This is a genomic window from Sphingobium sp. TomTYG75 (assembly GCF_054771635.1).
This window is the reverse complement of the sequence record NZ_BSRE01000002.1, coordinates 355,858-380,346: the sequence shown is the minus strand read 5'-3', so window position 1 is coordinate 380,346 and position 24,489 is coordinate 355,858. Positions and strand designations below refer to the sequence as shown.

General features: G+C 61.4%; 25 protein-coding genes. 12 read left to right on the top strand and 13 right to left on the bottom strand.

Features of this window, described 5'->3' with window-relative positions; genetic code table 11:
• Positions 1-6 precede the first annotated feature (6 nt).
• Together ACYU81_RS15455 and ACYU81_RS15450 are read right to left on the bottom strand one after the other, a co-directional pair.
• Positions 7-420 (bottom strand): GlcG/HbpS family heme-binding protein, encoded by a 414-nt coding sequence (locus ACYU81_RS15455; protein ID WP_460988505.1) that lies wholly within the window; start codon positions 418-420, stop codon positions 7-9.
• Between the two features lie 78 nt (positions 421-498).
• Positions 499-2,082 carry a hypothetical protein gene (locus ACYU81_RS15450; RefSeq protein ID WP_460988504.1) on the bottom strand — a complete coding sequence of 528 codons (1,584 nt, stop codon included), beginning with the start codon at positions 2,080-2,082 and terminating at the stop codon, positions 499-501.
• Positions 2,083-2,287: 205 nt separating this feature from the next.
• On the opposite strand from ACYU81_RS15450, the gene ACYU81_RS15445 reads away from it, so the two are divergent.
• Positions 2,288-2,683, top strand: a complete 396-nt coding sequence (locus ACYU81_RS15445) for a polyketide cyclase (RefSeq protein ID WP_460988503.1) — start codon at positions 2,288-2,290, stop codon at positions 2,681-2,683.
• Between the two features lie 15 nt (positions 2,684-2,698).
• Here ACYU81_RS15445 and ACYU81_RS15440 read toward each other — a convergent pair whose 3' ends face one another.
• Together ACYU81_RS15440 and ACYU81_RS15435 are read right to left on the bottom strand one after the other, a co-directional pair.
• A complete protein-coding gene (locus ACYU81_RS15440) occupies positions 2,699-3,238 on the bottom strand; it encodes a pseudouridine synthase (RefSeq protein ID WP_460988502.1) in 540 nt (179 codons plus the stop codon).
• A gap of 3 nt (positions 3,239-3,241) precedes the next feature.
• On the bottom strand, positions 3,242-4,390 hold the full coding sequence (locus ACYU81_RS15435; RefSeq protein WP_460988501.1) for a JmjC domain-containing protein: 1,149 nt from the start codon (positions 4,388-4,390) through the stop codon (positions 3,242-3,244).
• A gap of 163 nt (positions 4,391-4,553) precedes the next feature.
• On the opposite strand from ACYU81_RS15435, the gene ACYU81_RS15430 reads away from it, so the two are divergent.
• Positions 4,554-5,363, top strand: coding sequence for an SDR family NAD(P)-dependent oxidoreductase (locus ACYU81_RS15430; RefSeq protein ID WP_460988500.1), 810 nt, complete (start codon positions 4,554-4,556; stop codon positions 5,361-5,363).
• Positions 5,364-5,406: 43 nt separating this feature from the next.
• Here ACYU81_RS15430 and ACYU81_RS15425 read toward each other — a convergent pair whose 3' ends face one another.
• Both ACYU81_RS15425 and ACYU81_RS15420 read right to left on the bottom strand, forming a co-directional pair.
• A complete protein-coding gene (locus tag ACYU81_RS15425; protein WP_460988499.1) occupies positions 5,407-6,069 on the bottom strand; it encodes a TetR/AcrR family transcriptional regulator in 663 nt (220 codons plus the stop codon).
• A 123-nt stretch (positions 6,070-6,192) separates the two neighbouring features.
• The gene (locus tag ACYU81_RS15420; protein WP_460988498.1) at positions 6,193-6,663 is read right to left on the bottom strand and encodes an Lrp/AsnC family transcriptional regulator; all 471 of its coding nucleotides are present in this window, start codon (positions 6,661-6,663) and stop codon (positions 6,193-6,195) included.
• A gap of 109 nt (positions 6,664-6,772) precedes the next feature.
• Between ACYU81_RS15420 and phhA the strand changes: the two genes are divergently transcribed.
• From phhA to maiA, 5 genes are read left to right on the top strand one after another with little or no spacing between them, the layout of a single operon-like run.
• Entirely contained in the window at positions 6,773-7,621 is an 849-nt protein-coding gene (phhA, locus tag ACYU81_RS15415) for a phenylalanine 4-monooxygenase (RefSeq protein ID WP_460988497.1), read from the top strand.
• A gap of 5 nt (positions 7,622-7,626) precedes the next feature.
• Positions 7,627-8,658: a 4-hydroxyphenylpyruvate dioxygenase gene (gene hppD / locus ACYU81_RS15410; RefSeq protein WP_460988496.1), complete on the top strand. Its 1,032-nt coding sequence runs from the start codon at positions 7,627-7,629 to the stop codon at positions 8,656-8,658.
• Positions 8,659-8,665: 7 nt separating this feature from the next.
• On the top strand, positions 8,666-9,967 hold the full coding sequence (hmgA, locus tag ACYU81_RS15405) for a homogentisate 1,2-dioxygenase (RefSeq protein ID WP_460989115.1): 1,302 nt from the start codon (positions 8,666-8,668) through the stop codon (positions 9,965-9,967).
• Positions 9,967-11,265, top strand: a complete 1,299-nt coding sequence (fahA, locus tag ACYU81_RS15400; RefSeq protein WP_460988495.1) for a fumarylacetoacetase — start codon at positions 9,967-9,969, stop codon at positions 11,263-11,265. Before hmgA ends, fahA begins: the two co-directional genes overlap by 1 nt.
• Positions 11,262-11,906: a maleylacetoacetate isomerase gene (maiA, locus tag ACYU81_RS15395; protein ID WP_460988494.1), complete on the top strand. Its 645-nt coding sequence runs from the start codon at positions 11,262-11,264 to the stop codon at positions 11,904-11,906. The genes fahA and maiA overlap by 4 nt, the downstream gene beginning before the upstream one ends.
• A gap of 18 nt (positions 11,907-11,924) precedes the next feature.
• On the opposite strand, the gene hsh3 is transcribed toward maiA, so the two are convergent.
• From hsh3 to ACYU81_RS15380, 3 genes are read right to left on the bottom strand one after another with little or no spacing between them, the layout of a single operon-like run.
• The gene (gene hsh3, locus ACYU81_RS15390) at positions 11,925-12,644 is read right to left on the bottom strand and encodes a 7-beta-hydroxysteroid dehydratase Hsh3 (RefSeq protein ID WP_460988493.1); all 720 of its coding nucleotides are present in this window, start codon (positions 12,642-12,644) and stop codon (positions 11,925-11,927) included.
• A 26-nt stretch (positions 12,645-12,670) separates the two neighbouring features.
• Complete coding sequence (locus tag ACYU81_RS15385; RefSeq protein WP_460988492.1) at positions 12,671-13,432, bottom strand: SDR family NAD(P)-dependent oxidoreductase; 762 nt, start codon at positions 13,430-13,432, stop codon at positions 12,671-12,673.
• A 57-nt stretch (positions 13,433-13,489) separates the two neighbouring features.
• Positions 13,490-14,254 carry an SDR family oxidoreductase gene (locus tag ACYU81_RS15380; protein ID WP_460988491.1) on the bottom strand — a complete coding sequence of 255 codons (765 nt, stop codon included), beginning with the start codon at positions 14,252-14,254 and terminating at the stop codon, positions 13,490-13,492.
• Between the two features lie 102 nt (positions 14,255-14,356).
• Here ACYU81_RS15380 and ACYU81_RS15375 point away from each other — a divergent pair, with 102 nt between their 5' ends.
• On the top strand, positions 14,357-15,244 hold the full coding sequence (locus tag ACYU81_RS15375) for a helix-turn-helix domain-containing protein (protein WP_460988490.1): 888 nt from the start codon (positions 14,357-14,359) through the stop codon (positions 15,242-15,244).
• Between the two features lie 98 nt (positions 15,245-15,342).
• Here the strand turns inward: ACYU81_RS15375 and ACYU81_RS15370 are convergent, their stop codons facing one another.
• The 3 genes from ACYU81_RS15370 to ACYU81_RS15360 are packed head-to-tail and all read right to left on the bottom strand — an operon-like array spanning position 15,343 to position 18,249.
• Positions 15,343-16,284 carry a haloalkane dehalogenase gene (locus ACYU81_RS15370; protein WP_460988488.1) on the bottom strand — a complete coding sequence of 314 codons (942 nt, stop codon included), beginning with the start codon at positions 16,282-16,284 and terminating at the stop codon, positions 15,343-15,345.
• 2 nt (positions 16,285-16,286) lie between these two features.
• On the bottom strand, positions 16,287-17,462 hold the full coding sequence (locus ACYU81_RS15365) for a sulfotransferase family protein (protein ID WP_460988487.1): 1,176 nt from the start codon (positions 17,460-17,462) through the stop codon (positions 16,287-16,289).
• Positions 17,463-17,502: 40 nt separating this feature from the next.
• Positions 17,503-18,249 carry an SDR family NAD(P)-dependent oxidoreductase gene (locus tag ACYU81_RS15360; protein ID WP_460988486.1) on the bottom strand — a complete coding sequence of 249 codons (747 nt, stop codon included), beginning with the start codon at positions 18,247-18,249 and terminating at the stop codon, positions 17,503-17,505.
• A gap of 143 nt (positions 18,250-18,392) precedes the next feature.
• Here ACYU81_RS15360 and ACYU81_RS15355 point away from each other — a divergent pair, with 143 nt between their 5' ends.
• Together ACYU81_RS15355 and ACYU81_RS15350 are read left to right on the top strand one after the other, a co-directional pair.
• Positions 18,393-18,851 (top strand): nuclear transport factor 2 family protein, encoded by a 459-nt coding sequence (locus ACYU81_RS15355; RefSeq protein ID WP_449469716.1) that lies wholly within the window; start codon positions 18,393-18,395, stop codon positions 18,849-18,851.
• Between the two features lie 185 nt (positions 18,852-19,036).
• Positions 19,037-19,705: a TetR/AcrR family transcriptional regulator gene (locus tag ACYU81_RS15350; protein WP_460988485.1), complete on the top strand. Its 669-nt coding sequence runs from the start codon at positions 19,037-19,039 to the stop codon at positions 19,703-19,705.
• Between the two features lie 18 nt (positions 19,706-19,723).
• Here ACYU81_RS15350 and ACYU81_RS15345 read toward each other — a convergent pair whose 3' ends face one another.
• A complete protein-coding gene (locus ACYU81_RS15345) occupies positions 19,724-20,725 on the bottom strand; it encodes a cyclase family protein (protein ID WP_460988484.1) in 1,002 nt (333 codons plus the stop codon).
• Between the two features lie 523 nt (positions 20,726-21,248).
• Here ACYU81_RS15345 and ACYU81_RS15340 point away from each other — a divergent pair.
• Both ACYU81_RS15340 and ACYU81_RS15335 read left to right on the top strand, forming a co-directional pair.
• Positions 21,249-23,810 (top strand): TonB-dependent receptor, encoded by a 2,562-nt coding sequence (locus ACYU81_RS15340; RefSeq protein WP_460988483.1) that lies wholly within the window; start codon positions 21,249-21,251, stop codon positions 23,808-23,810.
• Between the two features lie 102 nt (positions 23,811-23,912).
• Positions 23,913-24,416 carry a lipocalin-like domain-containing protein gene (locus tag ACYU81_RS15335; RefSeq protein WP_460988482.1) on the top strand — a complete coding sequence of 168 codons (504 nt, stop codon included), beginning with the start codon at positions 23,913-23,915 and terminating at the stop codon, positions 24,414-24,416.
• Positions 24,417-24,489 lie beyond the last annotated feature (73 nt).

The following is a 24,489-nucleotide window of genomic DNA, read 5'->3' as shown; positions in this document are numbered from 1 at the left end:
CTATGACTAGTCCTGCGGCAGGATCGCGGCGATTCCGGCGCGTGCGATCTGGGCGTCCTGATCCGACTTGACCCCGGAGACACCTACGGCGCCGACATAGTCACCGTCGATGACGATCGGGACGGCACCTTCGAGCATGGCGGGCATGCCGGGCGCGGACAGCATCGAAACGCGGCCGTTAAGCACCAGATCCTCATAGACCTTCGTTTCCCGGCGGCCGAGTATGGATGTCGATGCCTTTGCCTCCGCCATCTTCACGGTGCTGGCGGCGGCGCCATCCAGACGGATGAGGCCAAGCAGATGCGCGCCGTCATCGACGATCGCGATGGTCACGGCCCAGCCATTGGCCAAAGCCTCTGCTTCGGCTGCGGCGAGGATCGCCTTTACATCGCTTGCTTCAAGGCAGTGCTTGGTCTTCATGCCACTCGATCCGTTATTGATGCGCCGGGGCGCTTGAGGAAAAGCGCGCCTTATCACCCGCCGCGCGTCTTGCCAGCATTATAGAGGGGGAGGCGGTTGGGAGAGGCTTTGATCCGCCTCGACCGGGACGGTCAGCAATTCGGGCTTTTCCCCGCCGAACGACTGGATCGCGACGATCACATTGCCTGCCGACGCGACGTTTGACAGGGGCATGTCGATGGCAATGGCGTCATCGCCGGAAGCCTGCCACTTTACTGAGACGCTCCGCCCTTCCGGCAGCTGGACGGCAACATTCCTCACGCAAGCCGTCGTGGGGCCGGTCAGCAGCAGCCTGTCATTCTTTCCCGCTATCAGGCGCTGGTCGGCGGAGGGCTGCAAGCTGCCCGCTTGCGGGAATTGGAGGGCGAATTCCGGCCCGTCAAAGGATTCAAAACCCCAATGCCCGTGCAAGCGGCCCTTCATCGGCCCGCTCAAGTCCTCAACCTTGAAGGAAGGCGCGAATATGTAGCCGCCTTTGTCGGCTCGCGCGATGAGCGGTGCTTCGACCATGTGGCCGTCCTTGTCCGTCAGCCGCAAGACCATGTTGTGGGCATAGTTGGTGGCAAAGACGAGCGGCGCGCCATCGACGCCCAGGACGATTCCCGGCCGCGAACCGCAGATCGGAGCGTCGCTGCTCCGGCGTAGGGGCGGGGGAACATTCTTTTCGATGGCGGGCAAGGCGGCCACCAGCACGGACTTGGGCTTGCGGAAGGAGGGGGCGCTGTTCAGCAACAAAGACACGGACTTGCCATTCTGAAGGCCGAGCGCGGGCAGATAGTTGAATTCCGGATTGTTGAACGCGCCGAATATGCGCGCGAGATCGCGGACCACGCCGATATAGGGGCTGTAAAAGCCATAGCCCCCCTCCCGCGTCGCGCTGAGTTGCAGGGCGAGGTCGGTGGGCGCGCCGATGATGGTTTCGGTGAGCGAATTGCTGTGGATGTCGCCGAGCACCAGACTGTCGCGATTTTCGACGAGGCAGGCGGCCTGAAACTCGACGATTTTCGCCAGGCAGTCGGGGTTCAGTTTGACGGCGAGGCTTGAGGACAGGATTGGGGCTACGGTCCTCAGATATTCAGGGTGGCTGTTTTCCTGCGACCGGATGCCCAGGATGAAGGCATTGAGCCTGCTCCGGTCCAGCGAAGCCTTGTTGATGTCCTGCGTTACACGGACGAATTCGCCGGGGCGGCCACGGATCGCGTCGGAAATGGTGCTGAGGTCGCCGCCGGTATCGGGCACCATGAACAACACTAGCTGACGCGCATGATCCGGCACGGTCAGTTTCAATGTCCGTTTCCGGTCCTTGCTCTGCCATGTTTCCGCGCTGGAGATCCAGCTCTTGGGTGGCGGGTTGGTGACGCCGCGCAGGAATGCCGACACCAGGCGGTAGCGGATCGACTGGTCTTCGGGCAGATTGGCTTCGATCCTGACGACGTCGCCCGACGCCAGTGCGGGCACTTGCCCGATCGGCAGGGTTCGCCCGGCGCGGCTGACGGTCACCAGCAGTTCGGGGCCGGGGAGGTCGAAGGGCGCCGGGTCTGCCGCGGACGCGCCGACGGACGCCATGCAGGTGGCGAGGGCGAGGATGCAAAGGCGTGTCGAACTGATCCGGCGATAGGTCATGCATTCTCCCTGCGCGGGTAAATCGAGCCGTCAAGAGAGAAGGCGGCCCTTTTCGCTTTGCCGATCCGCTGGGAAGGCAGGCTGTGCGGCGAAGGAAGGCATTGTCGCGGCGTTAAGTTCCTGGGTCGGCAAGCTTTGCGGCCTTTCCGGGCATTCATGAAACAGGCTAAAGGGATTTCCCGTTACATCACGACAGGAGACAGCAGTGTTACCCGCCCGGACTTTCAGCGTGTCGATCAATCAGGAATGGCGGGCTCTTTACGAAAGGATGTGGCGCCCCGAATTTTTCCCCCAATGGGCCTCTGGCCTGGCGGAATCGGGGTTGCGCGAAGATGGGGACGGTTGGCTGGCCGATGGACCGGAAGGGCCGATCCGTATCCGCTTCACGCCCCATAATGATCTGGGGGTGATGGATCATCAGGTGGATCTGGGCGGTGGCGATCAGGTCCATGTCCCCTTGCGTGTCGTGCAAAATGGGGAAGGCGCGGAGGTCATGCTGACGCTTTTTCGTCAGCCGGGCATGGATGATGAACGGTTCGCGGCTGACATCCGATGGGTCAACCGCGATCTGAAGGCGTTGAAGCGCCTGATCGAAGGCTGAGTGGCCTGCGGGAGATCATACCTCCCGCCATTGTCCCTGCTCAATGCCGTCCAGCGTCCAATCTCCGATGCTCCACCGGACAAGGCGCAAGGTGGGGTGGCCGACGGCTGCCGTCATTCGGCGCACCTGCCGGTTACGTCCTTCGCGGATCGTGAGGCGCAGCCAGCAGTCGGGCACGCTCTTGCGAAAGCGTACCGGCGGATCGCGCGGCCAGAGGGCAGGCGGGTCGATGCGTTCCACCAGCGCGGGCAGGGTAAGGCCGTCCTTCAACTTGACCCCGCGTCGTAGCGCCTCCAGTTCCGCGTCGCCGGGTTCCCCCTCCACCTGAACGAGATAGGTTTTGGGCGTCTTGAACCGGGGGTCGGCGATACGCGCCTGCAACCGCCCGTCATCGGTCAACAGCAGCAGCCCCTCACTGTCGAGGTCGAGCCGCCCGGCAGGGTAGACGCCCGGCCTGTCGATGAACGCCGCGAGTGTTGGTCGTGGGGGCCCGGTGCTCTCATCGGTAAACTGGCACAGCACGCCATAGGGTTTGTTGAAGAGGATGAGGGCCATTGATCAATCATCCTCTTCGAAGGCGAGGCTGCCCTGATCGATCAGGGTCTTGATGAGGCCGACCGCGCCGGGGTTTTGCGCAAGGTCCGGATTGGCCGCGACCATGGTGTTTGAGCAGAGTTGTTCGGCAAGGGAGGCAGTGTCGGCCCCGCAATCGAAGCAATGGTTGTCCACGAAGAGCAGAATGGATGATCCCTGCCGGATGAAGGAATAACGGCTGGCCGGGTTGCGCTGGAGCGATGCCCCTTGGGCAAGCCATGCCCGTATATCATCGGCTGCAATCGGTTCTTCGGGCCGCCAATCGGAATCGGAATATTTGGGCGCGCTGCTATGCTGCCCGAACCAGCGGGCGAAGGCATCGCGATCTGCCAATGCCTCCATCACCATTGCATGCAGCCGGTCGAGCGTAGGCGCGGTGATTTCTCCCGGATTGGATTGTCGGGCGAGACCGGGGTCGGCATAACGATCCTCCTCCGCCATGCCGTCCGCCTGATGCGCGGACCAGCCTTCGACAAGGTCGGCGCGAGAGGGCGCGCGAAACCCGATCGAATAGGTCATGCAATCATCACCAATCGCCACACCATCATGCGCAAAGCAGGGTGGCACGTACAGAATGTCGCCGGGTTCCAATATCCAGTCACCCTCCGCTTCAAAATCGGCGATCAGGCGTAGATCGTCATGCGGCAGCAAAGGTGTCGCCGAACTGCATTTTGGCCCGACGCGCCAGCGCCGTTTGCCGAGGCCCTGCACCAGGAAGACATCATATTGATCGAAATGCGGCCCCACGCCGCCGCCGTCCGTGGCGTAGCTGACCATCACATCGTCGATGCGCCAGTCGGGGATGAAGCGAAAAGGTTCCAGCAGGGCCGCCACGCCGGGGGCGTGGTGGTCCACCGCCTGCACCAGCAGCGTCCATGGCCCGGTTCCGAGTTCGCCAAAGCGCGCCTCCGGCAGGGGGCCGCTTTCCATCGTCAGTTGAATAGCTTGTCGCGTGATAAGGCGGGATTCGACGCCCTCTTCGCAGGCAAGTCCGGCCAGTTCGTCCGGGTCGAGCGGATTGTCCCAGCCGTTCCACGGATTGCGGATCAGCAGCGGGCGCTTTTGCCAATAGTCGCGGAGGAAAATGTCGATGTCGAAATGGGCGAGTTGCATTGGATGCCCATGCGCCCCCGGCACGCGGCTGTCAAAAACTCGGCTCGGCCTGATGGCATCGGTCTGGCGCATCCTGTGGTGGCTTGAAATCGACACTCGCGCCTTGACTCATTATGGAACTCACCGATACCCATTTTGTGAAATGTGGAAAGGATGAGGAATAATGGCGCGTTTGGAAGGCAAGGTCGCGATCGTAACGGGAGCAGGCCGTCAGGGTAATATCGGCGTGGCGGTATGTGACGCATTCCTGCGGGAAGGTGCGCGCGCGGTGATCGCTACCGATCTTCGTACCGACGAAGCAGTCAGCAACGAGATGGACGGAAAGCATGGCGCTGGCCGGTTCAAGCTCGTCGCGCAGGATGTGACGCTGGAAGCGGACTGGGCCAAGCTGGTATCGATGGTCATGTCTGAATTCGGCGCGATCGACGTGCTGGTGAACAATGCCGGTATTTCCATCCATGGCGGTATCGAAGCCACGTCGCTGGAGGACCTGCGCAAGGTCATGGCCGTCAACCATGACAGCGGCTTTTTGGGCATGAAGCATTGCGCGCCTGCTCTGGCCGATGCCGTGAACCGCTTTTCGGGCGGTGGTTCGGTGATCAATACCGTGTCCATGGCGTCTCACATGCCCAACGCCCATAACCTCAGCTATCATGTGTCGAAGGCGGCGCAGCGCATGTTGACCATGTGCGGCGCGATCGAATTTGGCCCCAAGCGCATCCGGGTCAATTCAGTGCATCCGGGGCAGACGACGACGCCGCTGCTGAAGGAAGGCTATGAGGGATATGTACAGCTTGGCCTCTACGAGTCGGCGCAGGCAGGTATTCAGGAGCTGGTGAACATGTGTCCGCTGGGCATCGAAAGCTTCCCGGAAGATACGGCCCATGCCTTTGTCTATCTGGCGTCTGATGAGTCCCGCTTTGTGACTGGGGCGTCCATCTATCATGATGGTGGACTTGGCCGTCAATATTGAGCGGCAGTGACGAGGGGCGGCGAAGGCCGCTCCTTATTGCGCTTTAAAGGGTGCAGGCCTTGTCCGCTTTGGGCATCAATCCTTGCGCGATCAATTCTGCCACGCGTCGTGCCTTTGCATCGGCTTCTTCGTCGGTCAGCGGTTCGACCGTGCCCGCGGAAACGGCGTCGACCATGTCCTGCGACAATATCCACAGGAACATCGACGAGACCTCTTCGCAGTCGACTGGACGGATAAGCCCCCGCGCCCGTAGGCGTTCCAGATAGGAGCGAAGGGGGGTCTGCTGGCGCAGGGTCCGTGCCTCCCCCATCGCATCGCGGAATTCCGGGAAACGCAGTCCTTCGCGCATGCTGATCGCGGTGACGGCATGCGCAGCCCTGGTCCGGGTGCTGCGCATGATCATGCGAGCCCACTCGTAAAGGCCCTCCACGGGGTTATCTCGATCGAGCAGGCGGAGATCGGCGGCCATGTTCCGGTCGGCAATCCGGTCCAGCACGGCCCGCAACAATCCCGGCTTGCCGCCATATTTGGCATAGATGGTCTTTTTCGAAACGCTCGCGCGCTGGGCGATCAAGGTCAGGGTGGCGCGTTCATAGCCGAGTTCTATCAACGCCTGTTCGGCCGCTTCGAGCAAGGCTTCCGCGCGTTCTTCAATCTCTGCCGCGCGCGGCCGACCTGCGCCGCTTCGCCTATTTCCCTGGTGCATGATCCTTGCTTGGCTTGATCGGCCGCCAAGCGCAAGACCCGGCCGCCCACGAAAAAAGCGTCCCGCTTTGCCCCGGGAGGCGGGACGAGACGCTCCTGACGGTCGCAGGCCGCTTCCTGCTGCTCACACGGGTAGGGCGGTCGTATATTTGGTCATCGACAGGGCAAAATGGGACGCGGCGCTGGCGACGGACGGATGGCCCAGCAATGTGTGCATTAGGAACAGATTATAGTCCGCGACGTCGGCAACCACGATGCGGAGCAGATAGTCCCACTCGCCCGACATGGAGAAGCACTCCACGATTTCCGGGTGGCCATCCACGAAATCCTCAAACGCCTGCCTTGCGTCGCGCGCATGGCTGCGCATCCGGATGTTGCAGAGCACATTGACGCCGCGATCGACCTTTTCAGGGTTCACGAGGCGGACTGCGCCAATCAGGATGCCGGCCGTTTCCAGCGCCTTTATCCGGCGCCAGCATGAAGCGGTAGAGGCGCCGACCTGTTCGGCCAGTTCGGCATGACTGACCGTGGCATCCTTTTGGAGAATCGAGATGATCCTGCGGTCAATCTCATCAATCTGACGAAAATCTTTCATGTTGTGGCCTGATGTGACGATCGTATTTCTCAAACTCGCCCATTTCGCGTGAAATTGGAACCCCTTTACATGGGGGGCGTGTCATAACCTCCAGATGGTCGCTTCAACGATGGAACGCCCCGCAGACGCTGCGGAGGATTGGACAATTCCGCAGGACTGGGGAAGCTATACGCCTCAGGAGCATGCCGTTTGGAATGAGCTGTTCGCCCGGCAAGCGGCCCTGCTGCCCGGCCGGGCGGTGAAGGAATTTACGGACGGTCTGGATATTCTGCGGATCGCGAAGCCGGGCATTCCCAATTTCGAGGAATTGTCCGAACGATTGATGAAGAGGACAGGCTGGCAAGTTGTCGCGGTGCCGGGACTGGTGCCGGACAGGACGTTCTTCCAACATCTGGCGAACCGGCGCTTTGTGGCGGGACGCTTCATTCGCAGGCCGGATCAGCTGGATTATTTGCAGGAGCCGGACGTTTTCCATGACGTGTTCGGCCATGTGCCGCTGCTCGCCCATCCGGTTTTCGCCGATTACATGCAGGCCTATGGCGAAGGCGGGCTGCGCGCGGATGGTCTTGGCGCGATCGAGAAGCTGGCCCGCCTTTATTGGTACACGGTCGAGTTCGGCCTGATGCGCGAGGGGCCGGAATTGAAAATCTATGGTGCGGGGATCGTCTCTTCCCATGGCGAGTCCCTGTTTGCGCTGGATGATCCATCGCCCAACCGGATCGGTTTCGACCTGAAGCGGCTCATGCGCACCAAATATCGGATTGATGATTATCAACAGTCCTATTTCGTCATCGACAGCTTCGATGACCTGCTGCGCCAGACAGTCGAGACGGACTTCGCCCCGCTTTATGAAGAGCTGAAGCAAGAGGAGTCCATAGAGGCGGACGAAATCATCCCGCAGGACCAAGTCTTCAGCCGGGGAACGCAGGATTATGCAAGATCAAGGAAAAGAGGGTGACGAAAATGGCTGACAATCCATTGGGCCTCAACGGGTTTGAATTTGTCGAATTTACATCGCCAGACCCCGATGCAATGGCGGCGCAGTTCGAGCAGTTGGGCTTTGTCCCGACGCATCGTCATCCTTCCAAGAACATCACGCGGTATAAGCAGGGTCGCATCAACCTGATGCTGAACCGGGACGATGCGGGGCGGGTCGCGGCGTTTCGCGGCGAGCATGGCCCGTCGGCCAGCGCCATGGCCTTTCGCGTGGCCGATCCCGAAGCGGCGATGGCGTGGGCGCTTGAACATGGCGCGCAGCCGACCGAGGAGGATGATACCGTCATTCAGGGAATTGGTGGATCGTACCTCTACTTTGTCAAAGACGGCGAAGACCTTTATGAGAATTGGGCGGAGTTCCCCGGATGGCGGTGGGCGGAGGCCGCGAACAATGCGGGTCTCGATATGCTCGATCACCTGACGCACAATGTCCGGCGGGGACATATGCGGGTGTGGAGCCAGTTCTACCGCACGCTTTTCAATTTCGAGGAACAGAAATTCTTCGACATCAAGGGACAAGCTACCGGGCTGCTGAGTCAGGCCATGATCGCACCGGATCGGGCGATCCGAATACCGCTGAATGAAAGTCAGGACGACAAGAGCCAGATCGAGGAATTCATCCGCCAATATCATGGCGAGGGTATCCAGCATTTGGCGCTTACCACGGATGACATCTACGCGACGGTGGAAAAGCTGCGTGCGCGGGGCGTTCGGCTGCAAGATACTGTCGACACCTATTATGAGCTGGTCGACACACGCGTGCCCGGACATGGCGAGGATCTGGAGCGGTTGCGGAAGAACCGGATACTCATTGACGGTGATGTGGAGAGGGAGGGCATATTGCTCCAGATCTTCACGGAGAATATGTTCGGGCCGATCTTTTTCGAAATCATCCAGCGCAAAGGCAATGAAGGTTTCGGCAACGGCAATTTTCAGGCATTGTTCGAAAGTATCGAGTTGGACCAGATACGGCGCGGCGTAATCACTGTTGACGAGTGAGGCTGACATGACGCTTTGCGGTTTCGGCAATGTCCATTCGACGGAAGCGGTGGCGGGGGCGCTGCCGATTGGGCGCAATTCGCCTCAACATGCGCCTTATGGCCTCTATGCCGAACAGCTTTCGGGCACGGCCTTTACCGCGCCCCGGCACCAGAACCAGCGCAGCTGGCTTTACCGGATGCGGCCATCGGCGGAGCATGGTCCGTATCAGCCATATGACGGTGCGCGGCTTTTGCGGTCCGGGCCGCTCCCTGACGGCCTCCTTTCGCCGAACAGATTGCGGTGGGACCCGTTGGGCATGCCGGAAGCGCCGACCGACTTCATCGACGGGCTGGTTACTTATGCGATGAATGGCGACGTGACGCAGGGATTGGGTTGCGCCGTTCATATGTTCGCCGCCAATCGGTCCATGATCGACCGGGCCTTCTTTTCTGCTGATGGCGAAATGCTGATCCTGCCGCAGCAAGGGGCGTTGCGGATCGTGACCGAAATGGGTGTCCTGACGGCTGCGCCATTGGACATGATCCTGATACCGAGGGGCGTGCGTTTTCGTGTCGAGCTGCTCGACGGGGCAGCGCGGGGATATGTCTGCGAAAATCACGGGACACCGTTTCGCTTGCCCGAACTTGGGCCGATCGGGTCGAACGGGCTTGCCAATGCGCGGGACTTTGAAGCGCCGGTGGCGGCCTATGAAGATGTCGAGCGGCCGTTTGAGATTGTGCAGAAATATATGGGGTCGCTCTGGACGAGCAGGGCGGACCATAGTCCGTTCGATGTGGTCGCATGGCACGGCAATCTTGCACCGTTCCGCTATGACCTGCGCCGATTCAACACGATGGGAACGGTGAGCTATGACCATCCCGATCCATCGATCTTCACGGTTCTGACGTCGCCCAGCGATACGCCCGGCACGGCGAATGTCGATTTCGTGATCTTTCCGCCGCGATGGATGGTGGCGGAGGATACATTTCGGCCGCCCTGGTTTCATCGCAATGTCATGAGCGAATTTATGGGCCTGATCGAAGGGGAATATGATGCCAAGGCGTCAGGCTTCATGCCCGGCGGCGCGTCGCTCCATAATTGCATGTCCGCGCATGGGCCGGATGTCGAAAGCCATGGCAGGGCGGTTTCGGCTGAGCTCGCCCCGGTGAAGGCAGACGCGATGATGGCGTTCATGTTCGAAAGCCGCCTGCCCTATGCGCCTACTGGATGGGCGATGGAGACGCCGCTGCTTCAGCGCGATTATGATGGCTGCTGGAAGGGCTTTGCCAAGGCGCAGCTTCCTTTGCCGCCGGAGGAGCCGCGCTGATGAACTGGTGGGAATGTGATGAGACCCATGATCCCGCGCTGACCAGTTGGGTGGAAAGCGCGCGGGGACATAGGGACTTTCCGATCCAGAACCTGCCGTTGGGCATCTTCGCGCCGCGTGAGGAGAATGCGCGGATCGGAGTGGCGATTGGCGACATCATCCTCGACCTGCGAGCTTGCGCGGAAGCGGGGCTGCTTGGTGGGGAGTGGGAGGAGGTCTGCGCGGACCCGGTGCTGAACCGGATGCTCATGCTTGCGCCGGAGCAGAGGCGAGCGCTGCGGCGGCGGGTCAGCGCATTGCTATCTGATCCGGCGAGCCGTGCGGCGGTGGAGTCGATGCTCTATCCATCGGGCGAAGTCACCATGCAGTTGCCCGCGCGCATTGGCGATTACACCGACTTCTATGTGGGCATTCATCATGCGAACAATGTCGGACGACAGTTCCGGCCCGATAATCCGCTGCTGCCCAACTATAAATATGTGCCCATCGGCTATCATGGCCGTGCGTCGTCCATACGCCCGTCCGGCGTGCCGGCGCTGCGGCCGTGTGGACAGCGCAAGCCGCCAGATGCGCGGGAGCCTGTTTTTGGCCCGACCGCGCGGCTTGATTATGAGCTGGAGCTGGGTGTCTGGATCGGGACGGGCAATGATCTGGGCAGCCCGATCCCGATCGATGAGGCGGGGGATCATGTCGCTGGATTCTGCCTTTTGAACGACTGGTCTGCGCGGGATTTGCAGGCGTGGGAATATCAGCCGCTTGGGCCGTTTCTGGCGAAGAATTTCCAGTCGACTATCTCATCCTGGGTGGTGACGGCCGAAGCCATGGCGCCCTTCCGCATGGCTCAATCTGCTCGGCCGGAGGGTGATCCGCTGCCATTGCCCTATCTTTCTTCGGATGCGGATCAGCGACATGGGGCGCTTGCCCTGACGCTGGAAGTATTCATCCAGACGCAGCGCATGCGGGAGAAAGGGCAGCCGCCATTTCGCCTCAGCACCGGGCCAGCCAGCAACATGTATTGGACGGTCAACCAGATCGTGACGCATCATGCGTCCAATGGGTGCAACCTCAATCCGGGGGACCTGTTGGGCACGGGCACGATCTCCGCGCCGACACGGGAAGGGTATGGCAGCATGTTGGAGCTGACCGAAGGTGGGCGAGAGCCGCTGATATTGCCTGATGGAGAGAAGCGTTCCTTTGTCGAGGACGGCGACGAGATTTTCCTGCGCGCAACGGCGAACGCGCCGGGCTTTGTTCCGATTGGGTTTGGCGAATGCCGAGCCGTGGTGATGCCGGCATGACCGCGCCCGTCACCCTGCACGGATATTGGCGTTCGTCGGCCGCCTATCGCGTGCGCATCGCGCTGAACCTCAAAGGCGTCGACTATGTTCAGGTCAGTCATGATCTGCGCGCGGGGGAGCAGCGGGACGCCGATTACCTCGCCATCGCGCCTCATGGCCTGGTGCCCGCTTTGGAGGTGGAGGGCAGGACCCTCATAGAAAGTCCCGCCATCCTCGAATGGATCGACGGCAAGTGGCCCGAGCCGCCTTTGCTGCCCAACGATGCGGATGAAGTTGCGGTTGTGCGTGCGATGGCGGCGTTGATTGGTTGCGACATCCATCCTCTCAACAATCTGCGTGTCCTCAACCGATTGCAGAGCCAGTTTCACGCATCCAAGGATCAAGTGAAGGAGTGGGTGAGGCATTGGATCGCGGAGGGTTTTGCGCCGCTTGAGCAGTTGGTCGCGCGGCATGGGGCGGGCTTCGCTTATGGGAGCGGACCGACATTAGCCGACTGCTATCTTGTGCCGCAGCTTTATAATGCTGGGCGGTTCGGGGTCGATTTGTCGCCCTATCCCCGATTGGTGGCGGCGGGAGAGGCTGCCCTGGCGCTGCCTGCTGTTCAGGCGGCGCATCCGGATCGGCAGCCGGATGCGGGTTAGCCTAACTGTCTCGAGACCTTAGTTGCCGTCCAGATGCGCGAAGTCGAACTGGCTCGTCGGGATGATGTCGATGCGCGAAAAGTCGATGAAGCCCGCGCAACTTTCCGCCATGTCCTTTGTATTGCGCGCGAATTTTTCCTCATCGCCCACCGCGTCGAAGAAGGCGGGGGAAACGGTCATTGCTTCCGGCGAGAAGCATTCCTCGACAAAGGCATCATAATCGGGCGCGTCAGACGTTAGCGGGCGGACGATGATATTCTGGACATATTCGAAATTCGCCTGCGTATCGATGGCGACGCGGGTGTGATGACGATGCCAGTGGGCGACGGCGTCGTCCCAGCTCATGTCCGGGCGGAAGGAGATGAAGCTGGCCTGCGACCAGCCCCAGGTGCGCGCGCCTGCCTGCGGCACATGATCCCGGTTGGGGATGATGGTGGATTCCGCAACCAGCCATGCCGCGAACCGGCCGCTATGTTCGGCTACTATGCTATCGATAGGGCCGCGGAAATGGGCATTAGAGGTGGGCAGCCAGAATTGCACAACCGCGTCCTGCTGCGGCTGTTGCGATGTCTGCAGGAGTGGCGCGGCGGGTTCCACGGTTGCGTCACGGACATTGAGGCGGATCGCACTGGCGCCCGCTTCCTTGAGGGCGGCAGGAAGTGTGGCTTTCAATCGTTCCGCATAATCGGCGCGGCTTGCGCCCTCCGGCGCCCAAAGAGCATAGATCAGCTTTTCCATTCAGATCTCTCCATCAATCTTTCAGGTCAGTCGAAATTGGCCTGTCCGCCATCGAGCGGAATGGTGGCGCCAGTCAGATAGGACAGGTCCGATCCGCACAGGGCGACGATGGCGCGGCCGATATCTTCCTCCAGCCGGCCGATGCGGTCGAGCGGGATGGTGCGGAAGAAGGCCTTTGCCTCTTCGGGATTATTTTCGATCCACCATTTGAGGCCCGGCGATTCAGCATGCGGCGCGATGGTGAGGACGCGGATATTCTGCCGCCCCCATTCGGCTGCACCCGCGCGTGTAAGGACGCGGGTCGCCTGCTTCACCGCGCCGTAACAGCCATAGCCGGTCATGTCCCAGCGGATGCCAGCGGACGAGGCGAAGCTGAAAATGGTGCCGCCGCCGCGCGCCGCCATGTGGGGACGAACGAGCTTCATCAGGCGGAAGGAGGCGAGCGGGCCGGATTCAAATCCGGCGAGGAAAGCCTCGTCCGTCACTTCATCGAGCAGGCCAAGCGGCACTTCCTGCGCATTGTTGATCAGGATGTCGACGCCGCCCAGATCGGTGACCGCCCTGTCCACGGCGGTGGCGAGATCGTCCGCGTCCTTCACGTTGCAGGCGACGGCGACGGCGCGTACGCCGCGTTCTTGCGCAAGCTGCGCGGTTTCCTGCACCTTCTCAAACGTCCGTCCGGCGAGGAGCAGGTCGACGCCTTCACTGGCGAGGGCGAGGGCGATGCCCTGCCCGATGCCCTGTCCCGCCCCGGTTATCAGGGCAACCTTGCCTTGCAGAGCCGACATCGCTCTTCCTTTCCTTGGCCTAGTTTCTGTTTATCGTGGGCCGCCGCCCCTTTGGCGTCAGACTTGCTGAGGCCGCAATATTGCGTCGCTGCCGCCGTCGATGAAGATCAATTGGCCGAGAAGATAGTTATTTTCCATGTTGAGCAGGAAATCGAGCAGTTCGGCAATGTCTTCGGGTCCCGCATAATCCTTGATCGCGATCGGATTGCTCTGGTTGATCAGCTTCACCATTTCCGGTTGATCGAGCAGCGGCGTCGTCATCGGCGTCTTTACGACGCCCGGCCCGATGCCGTTCAGCAGGATGCCCGCGCCGCCCCATTCAGGTCTTACCGCTGCACGGCGCATCCAGTGGGACAAGGCGTTTTTCGACGTGGCATAGGCGTTGCCCCCGTCGGCGGCGATGGCGTCCAGCGCGGCTTCTTCCTTATCCGCGAGGCAGAGTTCGATCACTTTGCTGTTCGATGGCAACATGGCGGCGGTGGAGCAGATGGCGACGGCGCGGGGCCGGGCGGATTTCGCCAGCAGGGGTCGTAGTCCTTCCAGCGTTGCGACCGCGCCGAAATAATTGATGGCGATGGTTTCGCGGTCCATATCCTGACGTGAGATGCCCGCGCCCGCGAGCACGGCATCGACGCCATCGGGCGCAAGGCGCGTCACCTGATCGACCATGGCGGTTCGGCCTTCGACGGTGCCCAGATCGGCATCGATGTCGGAATTGCGCAGATCGACGCCAATGACGCGATGGCCGCCACGTTCCAGCCTGTCGCGGGTGGCGGCGCCGATTCCCGATGCAGCGCCGGTTACGACTATGGTTCTGCTCATGAAACACTCTCCATCTTTTGCTTTGTTGCGTTGTAGATGGCAGTTTTTTCTGCGCATAGCCAGTGCTTGTTCTCTCGCTCGCATGAGATTATCGTTGCGGTTATGACGCAGCAGCTTTTGACCGACGCCAAAGCCATGCCGAGCGGCCATAGCGGACCATGGACGGTGTTGGCCGTCGCCGTCAGCAGCGCCGCGCGCGTCGAGCTCCGTCGTTATGAGCTGCCCCGGCCAAACGAGATGTGGGAACTGGACGAAGCGCCGATTATGTCGATCGTCATGCCGCGGGCCGAAGGAACGCAGGGCGAGATCATGTTCGACCTGGGCGATCGGCGGCGACACAAGGTCGGCCGCCTGATGCTGCGGCCCGGCGGCATTGCCATGCACTCGCGCGGCGATGGGGGCACGCTGGACATATTGACCTGCCGGTTCGATCCGGTGCGCTTTGCCGCTGTAACGGGACTGTCGGACTGGGACTCGCGGCGGTTGAGCCGGTGCGCGGCGATCAACTCACCTGTGCTGATGGCGCTGGCGGAGCGGCTGAAGCAGGAAACGGTGACGCCGGGCTTTGGCGCGGAGATGGCGGTTGAGGCGCTGGTGCAGCTGGCGATGGTGGAACTGGCGCGGCTGTTCCGGCGGGCGCGGCAGGCTGATGCGGCGCAGGGTGGCCTTGCGCCCTGGCAGCTTGCGCGGATCGAGGAAGCACTGCGGTCAAGCGATGGGGAATGGCCGACGACGCAGGCGCTTGCCAGCCTGTGCGGGATCAGCCGGTCGCACCTGTCGCGATCCTTCGCGGCGACGACGGGCATGGCGCTGTCCGACCATGCCGCCGCGATCCGGATGGAGCGGGCGCAGGACATGATCCGGGGCGGATTGCTGCCGATGAACCGGATCGCGGAGGCGCTCGGCTTTGCGACGGCGAGCGCTTTCAGTGCCGCGTTCCGGCGGGCTACGGGGCTGACGCCGCGCGCGTTCCGGCAGGGGTTTCATTAGGGGTGGTAACTGGAGTTCGCACTCAATTGCCGTTCGTGTCGAGCGAAGTCGAGACACGGTGTGCTCTCGCTTCTCGATTGCGCTCGAAGCGAACGGACTTAGTGATTGGCCTTTAGAAATTTGATCAGCACCTGCGCCAGCGCTGTGCCCTGATCCTCCTGCACGAAATGGCCGCCATTGGGGATGCGTGTGTGCGGCTGGCCTTGTGCGCCGGGGATGCGGCGTTGGAAGATCGCTTCCCAGGCAATGGTGGCCGGGTCCTGATCGCTGAAGGCGGTGAGGAAAGGCTTGTCCCAGCTTTCGAGGAAGCGCCAGGCGGCGCGGTTTGCCTCCAGTCCTTCCGCGCCTTCGGCGATCGGGATGCCGCAGGTGATTTGCAGCATGCCCTTTTTGTAGGCGGCGTCGGGGAAAGGCGCGGCATAGGCGGCAAGGACTTCTGCCGAAACATTGGTGACGCAGGCACGACCGACCAGCAGGTCGAGCGGCAGATCTTCGCTGGTGCGGCAGGTTTCGACCCAGGCGGCGATCTGCTCGCTGGGCCAATTGGGTACGCCTAGTGGCGGCGGGTCGCAATTTTGGAGGAGCGTGTTGGTGGCGAGGACAGCGCTGAAGCGCTCGGGACATTCGGACAGGACGCGCAGGCCGATGGGGCCGCCCCAATCCTGACAGACGAGGGTGACGCCGCGCAGGTCGAGTGTTTCGATAAAGGCGCGCATCCATTGGACGAAGCGGTCGAAGCTGTAATCGGCGCGAAAGGCGGGCTTGTCCGACTTGCCGAAGCCGATCACGTCCGGCGCGATGACGCGATAACCCGCCGCCGCGACCGGGCCGATCATGTGGCGGTAGAGATAGCTCCAGGTCGGATTGCCGTGCAGCATGAGGACGATGGGGGCGTTCCGATCCCCTACGTCTACATAATGCATGCGGAGCGGCCCCAGGCGGGCATCCGCCACCTCCACATAATGGGGCTCGAAGTCATAGCCCGGCAGCGCATCGAAGCAGGCTTCGGGCGTGCGTAATATGCCGGGCCGGACTTCCATCGTCAGGAAATGTAGCGTTCGCGATAGGTGGCGAATTCGCGCTTGATCGCTTCTTCATCCAGGCCGAAGCGTTCGAGCGAATAATCGTGCATCGGGCGCTGCTCACGCTTGTTGCCCGCGAGGAATTCGGCAAGCACTTCCCCAAGCTGGGCATCGACGGGGATGCCCATGCGGGAAAGGACGCGTTCGGCCTGCGCCATCGGTTCCTTGCCGACTTCGCGATAGTCGATGTCGATGAAGCGGTCCTCGCCGATCCGTTCACGCGCCGTTTCGAACATGCGCATCCATTCGACAAGGCGCGGGAACCAGAAGGCACCGACTTCCGCGTCGGTGAGGGTGGCGCTGAGCTTGTAAAGCGCGGCCTGCATGGAGACGTATGAGGGGACGGTCTGCAACGGATCGCGATGCGTCATGATGAGCAGCGCGTCCGGGAAAGCCTTTGCCGCGACCTCCGCATAGGGGAGGTTCGAGGGGCTCTTCAATATCCACTTGCGGCCCTTGCGCGAAGGGTCCTGCCACTGGAGATATTTGAGGACTGTCTTGAGGTCCTCATGTCCCTTGGACTGGTCGTAAGTGTTAAGCCAGCGGGTGAAGCTGGGCACATAATTCATGCCCTCGATCATCGTGCTGACGAACATCTGGCCAAGGACCAGGATTTCTTCGTCCGGCGCGTCGGGTTCGAGCGGATGGATGGACGCCAGTTCGGGTGAAAGCTGGAGCCAGCCGTCGATCATCGCCTGCGCATAGGCGCGGCGGTCCACCGGATTGCCGCGTTCTTCGCCGGGGAAGGGGGCGAAATTCTGCGCCTCGTACCAGCGCAGGCCCGTCATGCCCGGCGCGCTGGCGAGCAGGCGCTGGAAGATGGTGCTGCCGGTGCGCGGCAGGCCGAGGATGATGCCCGCGACGTCTACCTGTTCGTCAAGGATTTCAGGGTGGCGCTTGATGTCCTCCACCATGCGCAGGCGGCTGACCAGGCCCTTGACGATCACTTCCGTTGTCGAAGCGCGCCCGGCCGGGGTCAGGCGTCCTTCGCGGTTCGATGCTTCGATGAAGTGATCCATCGGTTCGAAGAACCATTCGTCCCCGAAATCGGCGAGCCCTGCCCTTTCACGCGCCTGTTGCAGCAGCGCCTCCCGTTCGAGGGGCTGGGTCTGGATCTGGTCGGGCTGGGTCGCCATGGTCGTCACTCTTCTTCAAAAAGCTTGGGGTTGGATAGGATCAGCCTGCGGTCTGGCCGCCGTCGACGGGGAAGGCAACGCCGGTGATGCGCCGGGCCTCTGGTGATGCCAGAAAGGCGACGGTGTCGGCGATGTCATCGGTGGTCGCCATTGCGCCGCTGTCGAGCCAGGAAGCCGAACGCATGACCATCTGCCAGTCGATATTTTCCGGCGGAGTTTGATGCAGCATCGGCGTGTCCACGCCGCCCGGGCAGACGGCGTTCACGCGCACGCCTTCCTTCGAAAATTCCAGCGCCAGCGCGCGGGTCAGCCCGACCACGCCATGCTTGGACGCAGTGTAGGCCGAATTATAAGGCACGCCGACAAGGCCAGCAGCGGACGCCATGTTGACGATATTGCCGCGGCGCTCAACCAGGTGAGGCATAGCGGCGCGGCACATCTGATAGACGCCCGTCAGGTTGACCGAGATGACGCGGTCCCACCGGGTGCGATCAACATCTTCGAAGCGGCCGAAATCCAGCACGCCAGCGATGTTGCAGAGGATGTCGAGCCCGCCATGAAGCGCGACCGCGCGATCAACTATGGCCTGGCAGGATGCTTCATCCGCGACGTCGAGCGCGAGGGCGGTAGCCGCCGAACCGATGGCCTGTGCCGTCTCCTCTACACCCTGCGCGTTGCGATCGCCGATGATCACCTCGGCGCCGTCGGCCGCCAGCCGCTTTGCCACCGCCAGACCGATTCCCGAAGCCGCGCCGGTCACGATCGCCGTCTTGCCATCCAGACGCATGCTACCTCTCCTTAACCTGTCATTTTGTTGGTTGATGCTTGCGTCAGTTTGCTACGCAATTCAAGGCTCATACACGGAAAAACTTGACAAGCGCGAACCCGACGGGCCTGTTTCGGTTTATAAAATCAGAAGGAGGATGTCTGATGCTTTCGCTTCAGGAAATATCGGATCGGCTGGAGATTCAGGATCTTCTGTCCCGATATAGCTATGCCATTGATGAGCGGAACTGGGATGGGCTGGACGACGTCTTCACGCCCGACGCAGTGATTGATTACAGCGAAACCGGCGGCGCGAAGGGCAGTGTCGCTCAGATCAAGGCATGGTTGCCCGTGGCCATGGAGCGATTCCCGCTATTCCAGCATATGGTGGCAACGACCAAGCTGGAACTGGACGGGGACACGGCGCGCAGCCGGACCGTTCTTTTCAATCCCATGGTCTATAAGGGCGAAGATGGCGCGGAGCAGGTGTTCTTCATCGGCCTCTGGTATCGCGACAAGCTGATCCGCACCGACAAGGGGTGGAGGATCGCGGAACGATATGAGGAAATGGGTTACGCCCATAATGTGCCGGACATGCCGCCCGTGCCAACGGTCGTGGCATGAAGGCGCGCTAAGCGGCCTCCAACTTGTGCCCTGATCGGGTCCCCGCCCGGGATCCGCTGTCGGAAGCATTCTTGCGCGTTCCGCCACTATCTGGACCGGTCAATATATCCTATAGCCGAGCGTTAGAGCTGCACGGCGTTCGTGCGGGTTCATGGTGCCAGGCCAAGGGGGGACGAGGCCAGTCGATGATCAGCAGCGAGGCGGAAAAAAGGGTTGAGGGGGCAACGCGGCGGGTAGGCAGGCCCAATGCGCGCGAGGCTGAGCTGAAACAAGAGGCAATGCTGGAAGCGGCGCTGGAGGAATTTTCGAACCATGGTTTCCATGGTGCCTCGGTGCGCTCGATCGCCGAGCGCGCGGGCGTATCCACTCGGACGGTTTACAATCGCTATACCGACAAGGTCGCGTTGTTCGAAGCCTGTCTGGAAATGTCGGCCATCCGTCATCACTTCCCGGGGGATTGCAAGGGCACGCTGCGTGAGCAGCTGATGCGCTATGCGCTGCATGTGAGCACTAGGATAAACCATGACCGGCAGGTCAGGCTGGCCCGCATCATCTATCGCGAAAGCATCAGCTTTCCGCAACTGGAGGATGTGTCGCGGCGTCAGTTCGAGCGGTTCCAGCTTGATCCGTTGCAGCAGATTTTAAGGGAGCATGGTTTCAGCAAGCCGCGTGCTGAAACGCTGGCCGATTTGTATGTCGCCCTGCTGCTGCGGCGGTGGCAGTATCGCGTGATCTATAATACAAAGGCCATGACCCCGGCACAGATCAAGGCCAATGCCGAAACCGTGACAAGCCTGTTCCTGAACGGCGCAGGCGCGATGTTGAACGAGGATAGCGCCGCAAAGAAGAACTGACGCGGTTCCGGTTAGCCCTCATACGGTCGCGATCGGCGTCACGGGTGAACCAACACTGCCCGGCAGGCGGAGCGGCGGCGCGGTGAGCAGGAAAGCATGGCGTTTTCGTTCATGCAGCCATGCGGCCAGTTGCTCCAGATACCAAAGTTCGCCCAGAAAAATGCCCTGCCGGAACAGGCAGAGGTCGTGGATGGGCAGGCGGATGGGGGGTGGTTCAGGCGAAAGGATGAGGTCGAGCGCCTCGATCGCGATATTGTCGGAGCAGATGGCGGTGATGCCGCTATCGACGATCCATTGGAGCAGGCTTTCGTCACGGCCGTCCAGCGCGCACCCCGCCATGGCCAGCGGCGTATCCTTGCCGCTCGCTTCCCGGTCGAGAACCATCCGGTCGACGCCGGTATAGAGGAGCAGGAAGTCGCCTGTACGCACCTCCACGCCCTGTGCATCCATCGCGCGCAGCAGATCGTCGCGGGAGATGGGCCGGTACTCCGTGCCATAGGCGGCTTTCAGGTTCACCATGACGCCGCGACCCTGCACGCCTGCCATCGCCAATGTCTCTATGCCGAGCGCGCGGGCGCAGGTCTCGCCAGCCGGGCCGCCGGGGCCGCTGATATGATCGCCAGCGCGGAAGCCGTTATAATAGACCAGCTCCGCCACGCCGTCGCCGTCCGCATCGAAGGCGCGACCGCGATGTGACAGCGCGTCCCACTGCGTGGAATGCTGGGTGTAGAGCAGGACCCGGTCATCGCAGGTGGATTCTTCGCCATTGGGGTCGAGGCGGTTGTACATTTCGCCCTCCTCATCGCAGGCTGCGCTGAGCAGCGGAGGGCGGCGGAAAGGCGCGAGGGGAATGGTGGGCACGTTGAGCGGCAGGCTGAGCGTGAAGGCTATACCTTCGACGACTTCCGCGATGGCGGCGCGGCGGCGTTCGGGCGTGATCAGGTTCATCCGGCCGATCTGATCATCCTCACCGAAATCGCCCCAATTCGACCCTTCGGGCCGGTGCACCCAGCGCGGCATGTCCACTCTCCTTTATGTTACCCGGTCAGGGTAAAGCTGCCCGACTACCCGACGCAAGGCGTCGCGCATTAACGGTCGGTCGTGGCGTAGGGAAATTACCACATGAGAGGCGGCTTGATCTCGTTTTCAGTGGACGGAAGATTGGGATGTTGGTTTCAAAATAATGAATGAAATGCAGAATTGACAGCGGTTGAGATATTGATTTCACAACATGTCGTGTTAATAGGCCTGTGAAAGTGAGTGCTTACACAACACCCGGCGAACGGGGGTGGGGCACGGGCCTTAAAAAGGGGGAGTTAGAGTGCGGCCTGCATGACATCGTGAGATGAACGCATACGAAGAAGCCGCGGCACCATCCATTTCGAACATCGACGCGCCAGCCTGAGCCATCGCCATGTCGGCGGAGGCGGGGCTGTTTCGGCCCTGTGGCGGCGATCAGCTGAATCAAAAAAACACAGTGGAGAGGATCGGGGTTGCGGTGAGAACGCCGCCAGCCCTGCATCATATGCATAGGAGAGTGTGAATGTCGTCTGTTATCCGCGCGCGGCGGCGGTTGCCGCTGCTTGCCACCAGCATGATGGCTGGTGTTGCCGTTACAATGTTTGTGCCGGCGGCCCTGGCCCAGACCGAAGCACAGCCGCAGGGCGCGGACGAGAATATCGGCCTGACCGACATCGTCGTGACCGCCAACCGCCGCGAGGAACGCAATCAGGACGTTCCGATCGCGATCACCGCGCTGTCCGCCGACCGGCTGGAGCAGCAGGGCATTGCCAAGGAACAGGACCTTCAGGCGAGCGTTCCGTCACTGGTCGTTGGCCCCAACGGACAAGGGTCGCGCGAGTCGCAGTCCTTCACCATTCGCGGTCAGGGCGCGACGTTCCAGGCATCGCCGGGCGTCGTCGTTTATATGAACGAAGTGCCGCTGCCCGCTGGCATCACGCTCAGCCAACAGGGCGGACCCGGCAACTTCGTGGACCTGGAGAATTTGCAGGTCCTGTCCGGCCCGCAGGGTACGTTGTTCGGCCGTAACACGACCGGCGGCGCGGTGCTGCTGGTGCCCAAGAAGCCGACGAACGAGTTTGGCGGCTGGATCAAGGGCGAGATTGGCAATTATAACCGCCGATACGTCGAAGGCGCGGTCAATGTCCCGGTGATCGAGGACAAGCTGCTGGTCCGCGTCGTGGGGGCGTTCCATGATCGCGACGGCTTTACGCGCGATGTCGTGTGGAACAAGGATCGCGACAACGAACATTGGTATTCGGGTCGCATCGGCATCACGTTCAAGCCTACCGAGACCATCGAAAACTACACGATGATCTATGGCTCGAACTCCAAGAACAACGGCGCGGGCTTTATCCACAAGGGCTTTAACATCGCCGGTCTGTCTGCGCTTAACCTTTGCTATGAAGGCGCGACCATTCCTGGAGCTATCGCATCGTGCGATGTCTACCGCGCCGCGTCGGCACAGGCGAACGCACTGGGGCCGCGTCAGACCGCGCTGGGCATTGATATCTTTTCGCGCACCAAGACCTGGGGCGTTTCCAACACGACCGACATCGAGTTGAGTGACGAACTGACGTTGCGCAATATCGTCAGCTTCCAGAAGTTGAAGCTGGATTATGCCTATGACAGCGACGGCACGATCCTGCAGCAGCACGACGTCGATCCCAATCGCCTGCCTGCACCGGGCCAAGTGGTTTTGCCCGGCGACAACACGCCGCTCACCTATTTCAACGCATCCGATCCGGGCTTCCCGCGCGACGACCTGAAGCAGTTCACGGAAGAACTACAGTTGCAGGGTTCCGCGCTGGACAAGCATCTGACCTACACAGTCGGCGGGTTCTATTATGACCAGCGCCCAAGCGGCAAGCAGGTTGGCGCCGCGATCGTTTATTGCCCGGCGGCGTTCACCGGGACAAATGTCGGCACTCCGGGCATTGCCGTGTGCCCTGCGAACTACAGCACCTACGGCACGACCCAGACGTCCAAGGCGCTGTACGCTCAGGCAACGTTTGATTTCGGGGCAGTGTCACCTGCCCTGGAGAGTTTGCGCCTGACCGGCGGCTATCGTCACACCTGGGACAAGATCCGTGGTTTCTCCACTTCCTTCTTGCCGCAGATTGGGGGCACGACCGCGAAGTGCGGTTCGACCAGCGCCATCGTGCCGATCGGTACTGCGCTTGCGGATTGCACCTACACTGCGGACCTGAACAGCAAGGCTTCGACCTGGCTGATCGGCCTTGATTACAAGGTGATGCGCGACGTGCTGCTGTTCGGCAAGGTGAGCCGTGGGTACAAGGCAGGCGGCTTCAACCAGCAGGCCGTGTTCACCACTACCCGCACCTTCCAGCCGGAAACGGTCACATCCTATGAAGCTGGCTTTAAAGCCGACTTCCGGATTGCCGATGTTCCATTCCGCCTGAACACCAGCGCCTATCTGTCGGATTACAAGGACATTCAGCGGGCGGGGGCGGACTATAATCCGGCGTCGGCTGCTGGCGGCGCGGTTGTCCGTAATGCCGATGCGCGGATCAAGGGCGTCGAGGTCGAAGCGTCGATGCAGCCGTTCAAGGGTCTGGAGATCGGCGGCAATTTCAGCCACACCGACGCGAAGTATAAGAAATATGAGTTCACCACGTCCACAGGCGGTTTCGGCTGCAACGGCGGCGTGGCGCCTGGTGGTACGGTGGACCTGAGCTGCCTGCCTTTCCAATATGTGTCGCCCTATATCTGGAGCATTCACGCCAATGCTACGGTGCCGGTGGGCGATGACATGGGTGAGTTGAACTTCTTCGCGAACTATTCGCACAGCTCGCGTCAGTATACCGATCCCGGCAACGTGCCCGCGCTACAGCCGGGCGCCTATCTGGAAGCCTTTGGCCTGCTCAACATGTCGCTCGATTGGAACGGCGTTGCGGGCAGCGGGTTCGATGTCGGTCTGTTCGTCACCAATGCGACCAACAAGCTCTACCGGATCAGCAACAGCAATGTGTATCAGCAGGGTGGGTTGTTGTACCAAACGAGCCTTTATGGCGAACCCCGCATGTACGGGCTGCGCCTGAAATATCGCTTCGGAGGCGAATGATTAAGGAGGGCCGGGGAAACCCGGCCCTTTTTCTTTGTGGACATGCGAGGCGCGGGAGGCATCATTCGGCATCGGCGGAATGAACCGGGGAGAGGACGAGAAATGGCTGTGAACGGATTGCCCGAGCGGCTCAACCGCCCGGACATGAGCGCGCAAAAGGCATTCGCCGCCTTTGTTGGCGGGTGGCAGCTGGTCCTGTGGACGACCTTTCATGCCGATGGCACGCGCGACCATCCATTCGGCACCGATGCCGTCGGCCAGATCATGTACAGCGCCGACGGACATATGAGTTGTCACCTGATGCAGGCGAACCGGCAGAGGTTCGGTGAGCCCAGCGTCTATCAGGTGAGCGACGCGGCGCTGGGGGCGTCGATGCGCGGCTATAGCGGCTATTTCGGCCGCTTTTCGATCGATGCGGAAGCGGGGATCGTCACGCACCATGTCGATGGCGCATGGTATCCGGACTGGATCGGATTAGACCAGCCACGCCATTATGCGTTTGAGGGCAACCGGCTGTTCCTGGAGGCCGCGATTGGCGATGATCTGGTGCGGATCGAATGGCGGCGTGTGGTTACGGATGTGGCTCGGGCGATGGGCGGTGCGTGATCTTCTTACACGGAAGCATCGTCATTAAGGCTGCTTTTCCGTCACCCCGGGTTTGACCCGGGGTGCCGCTGCC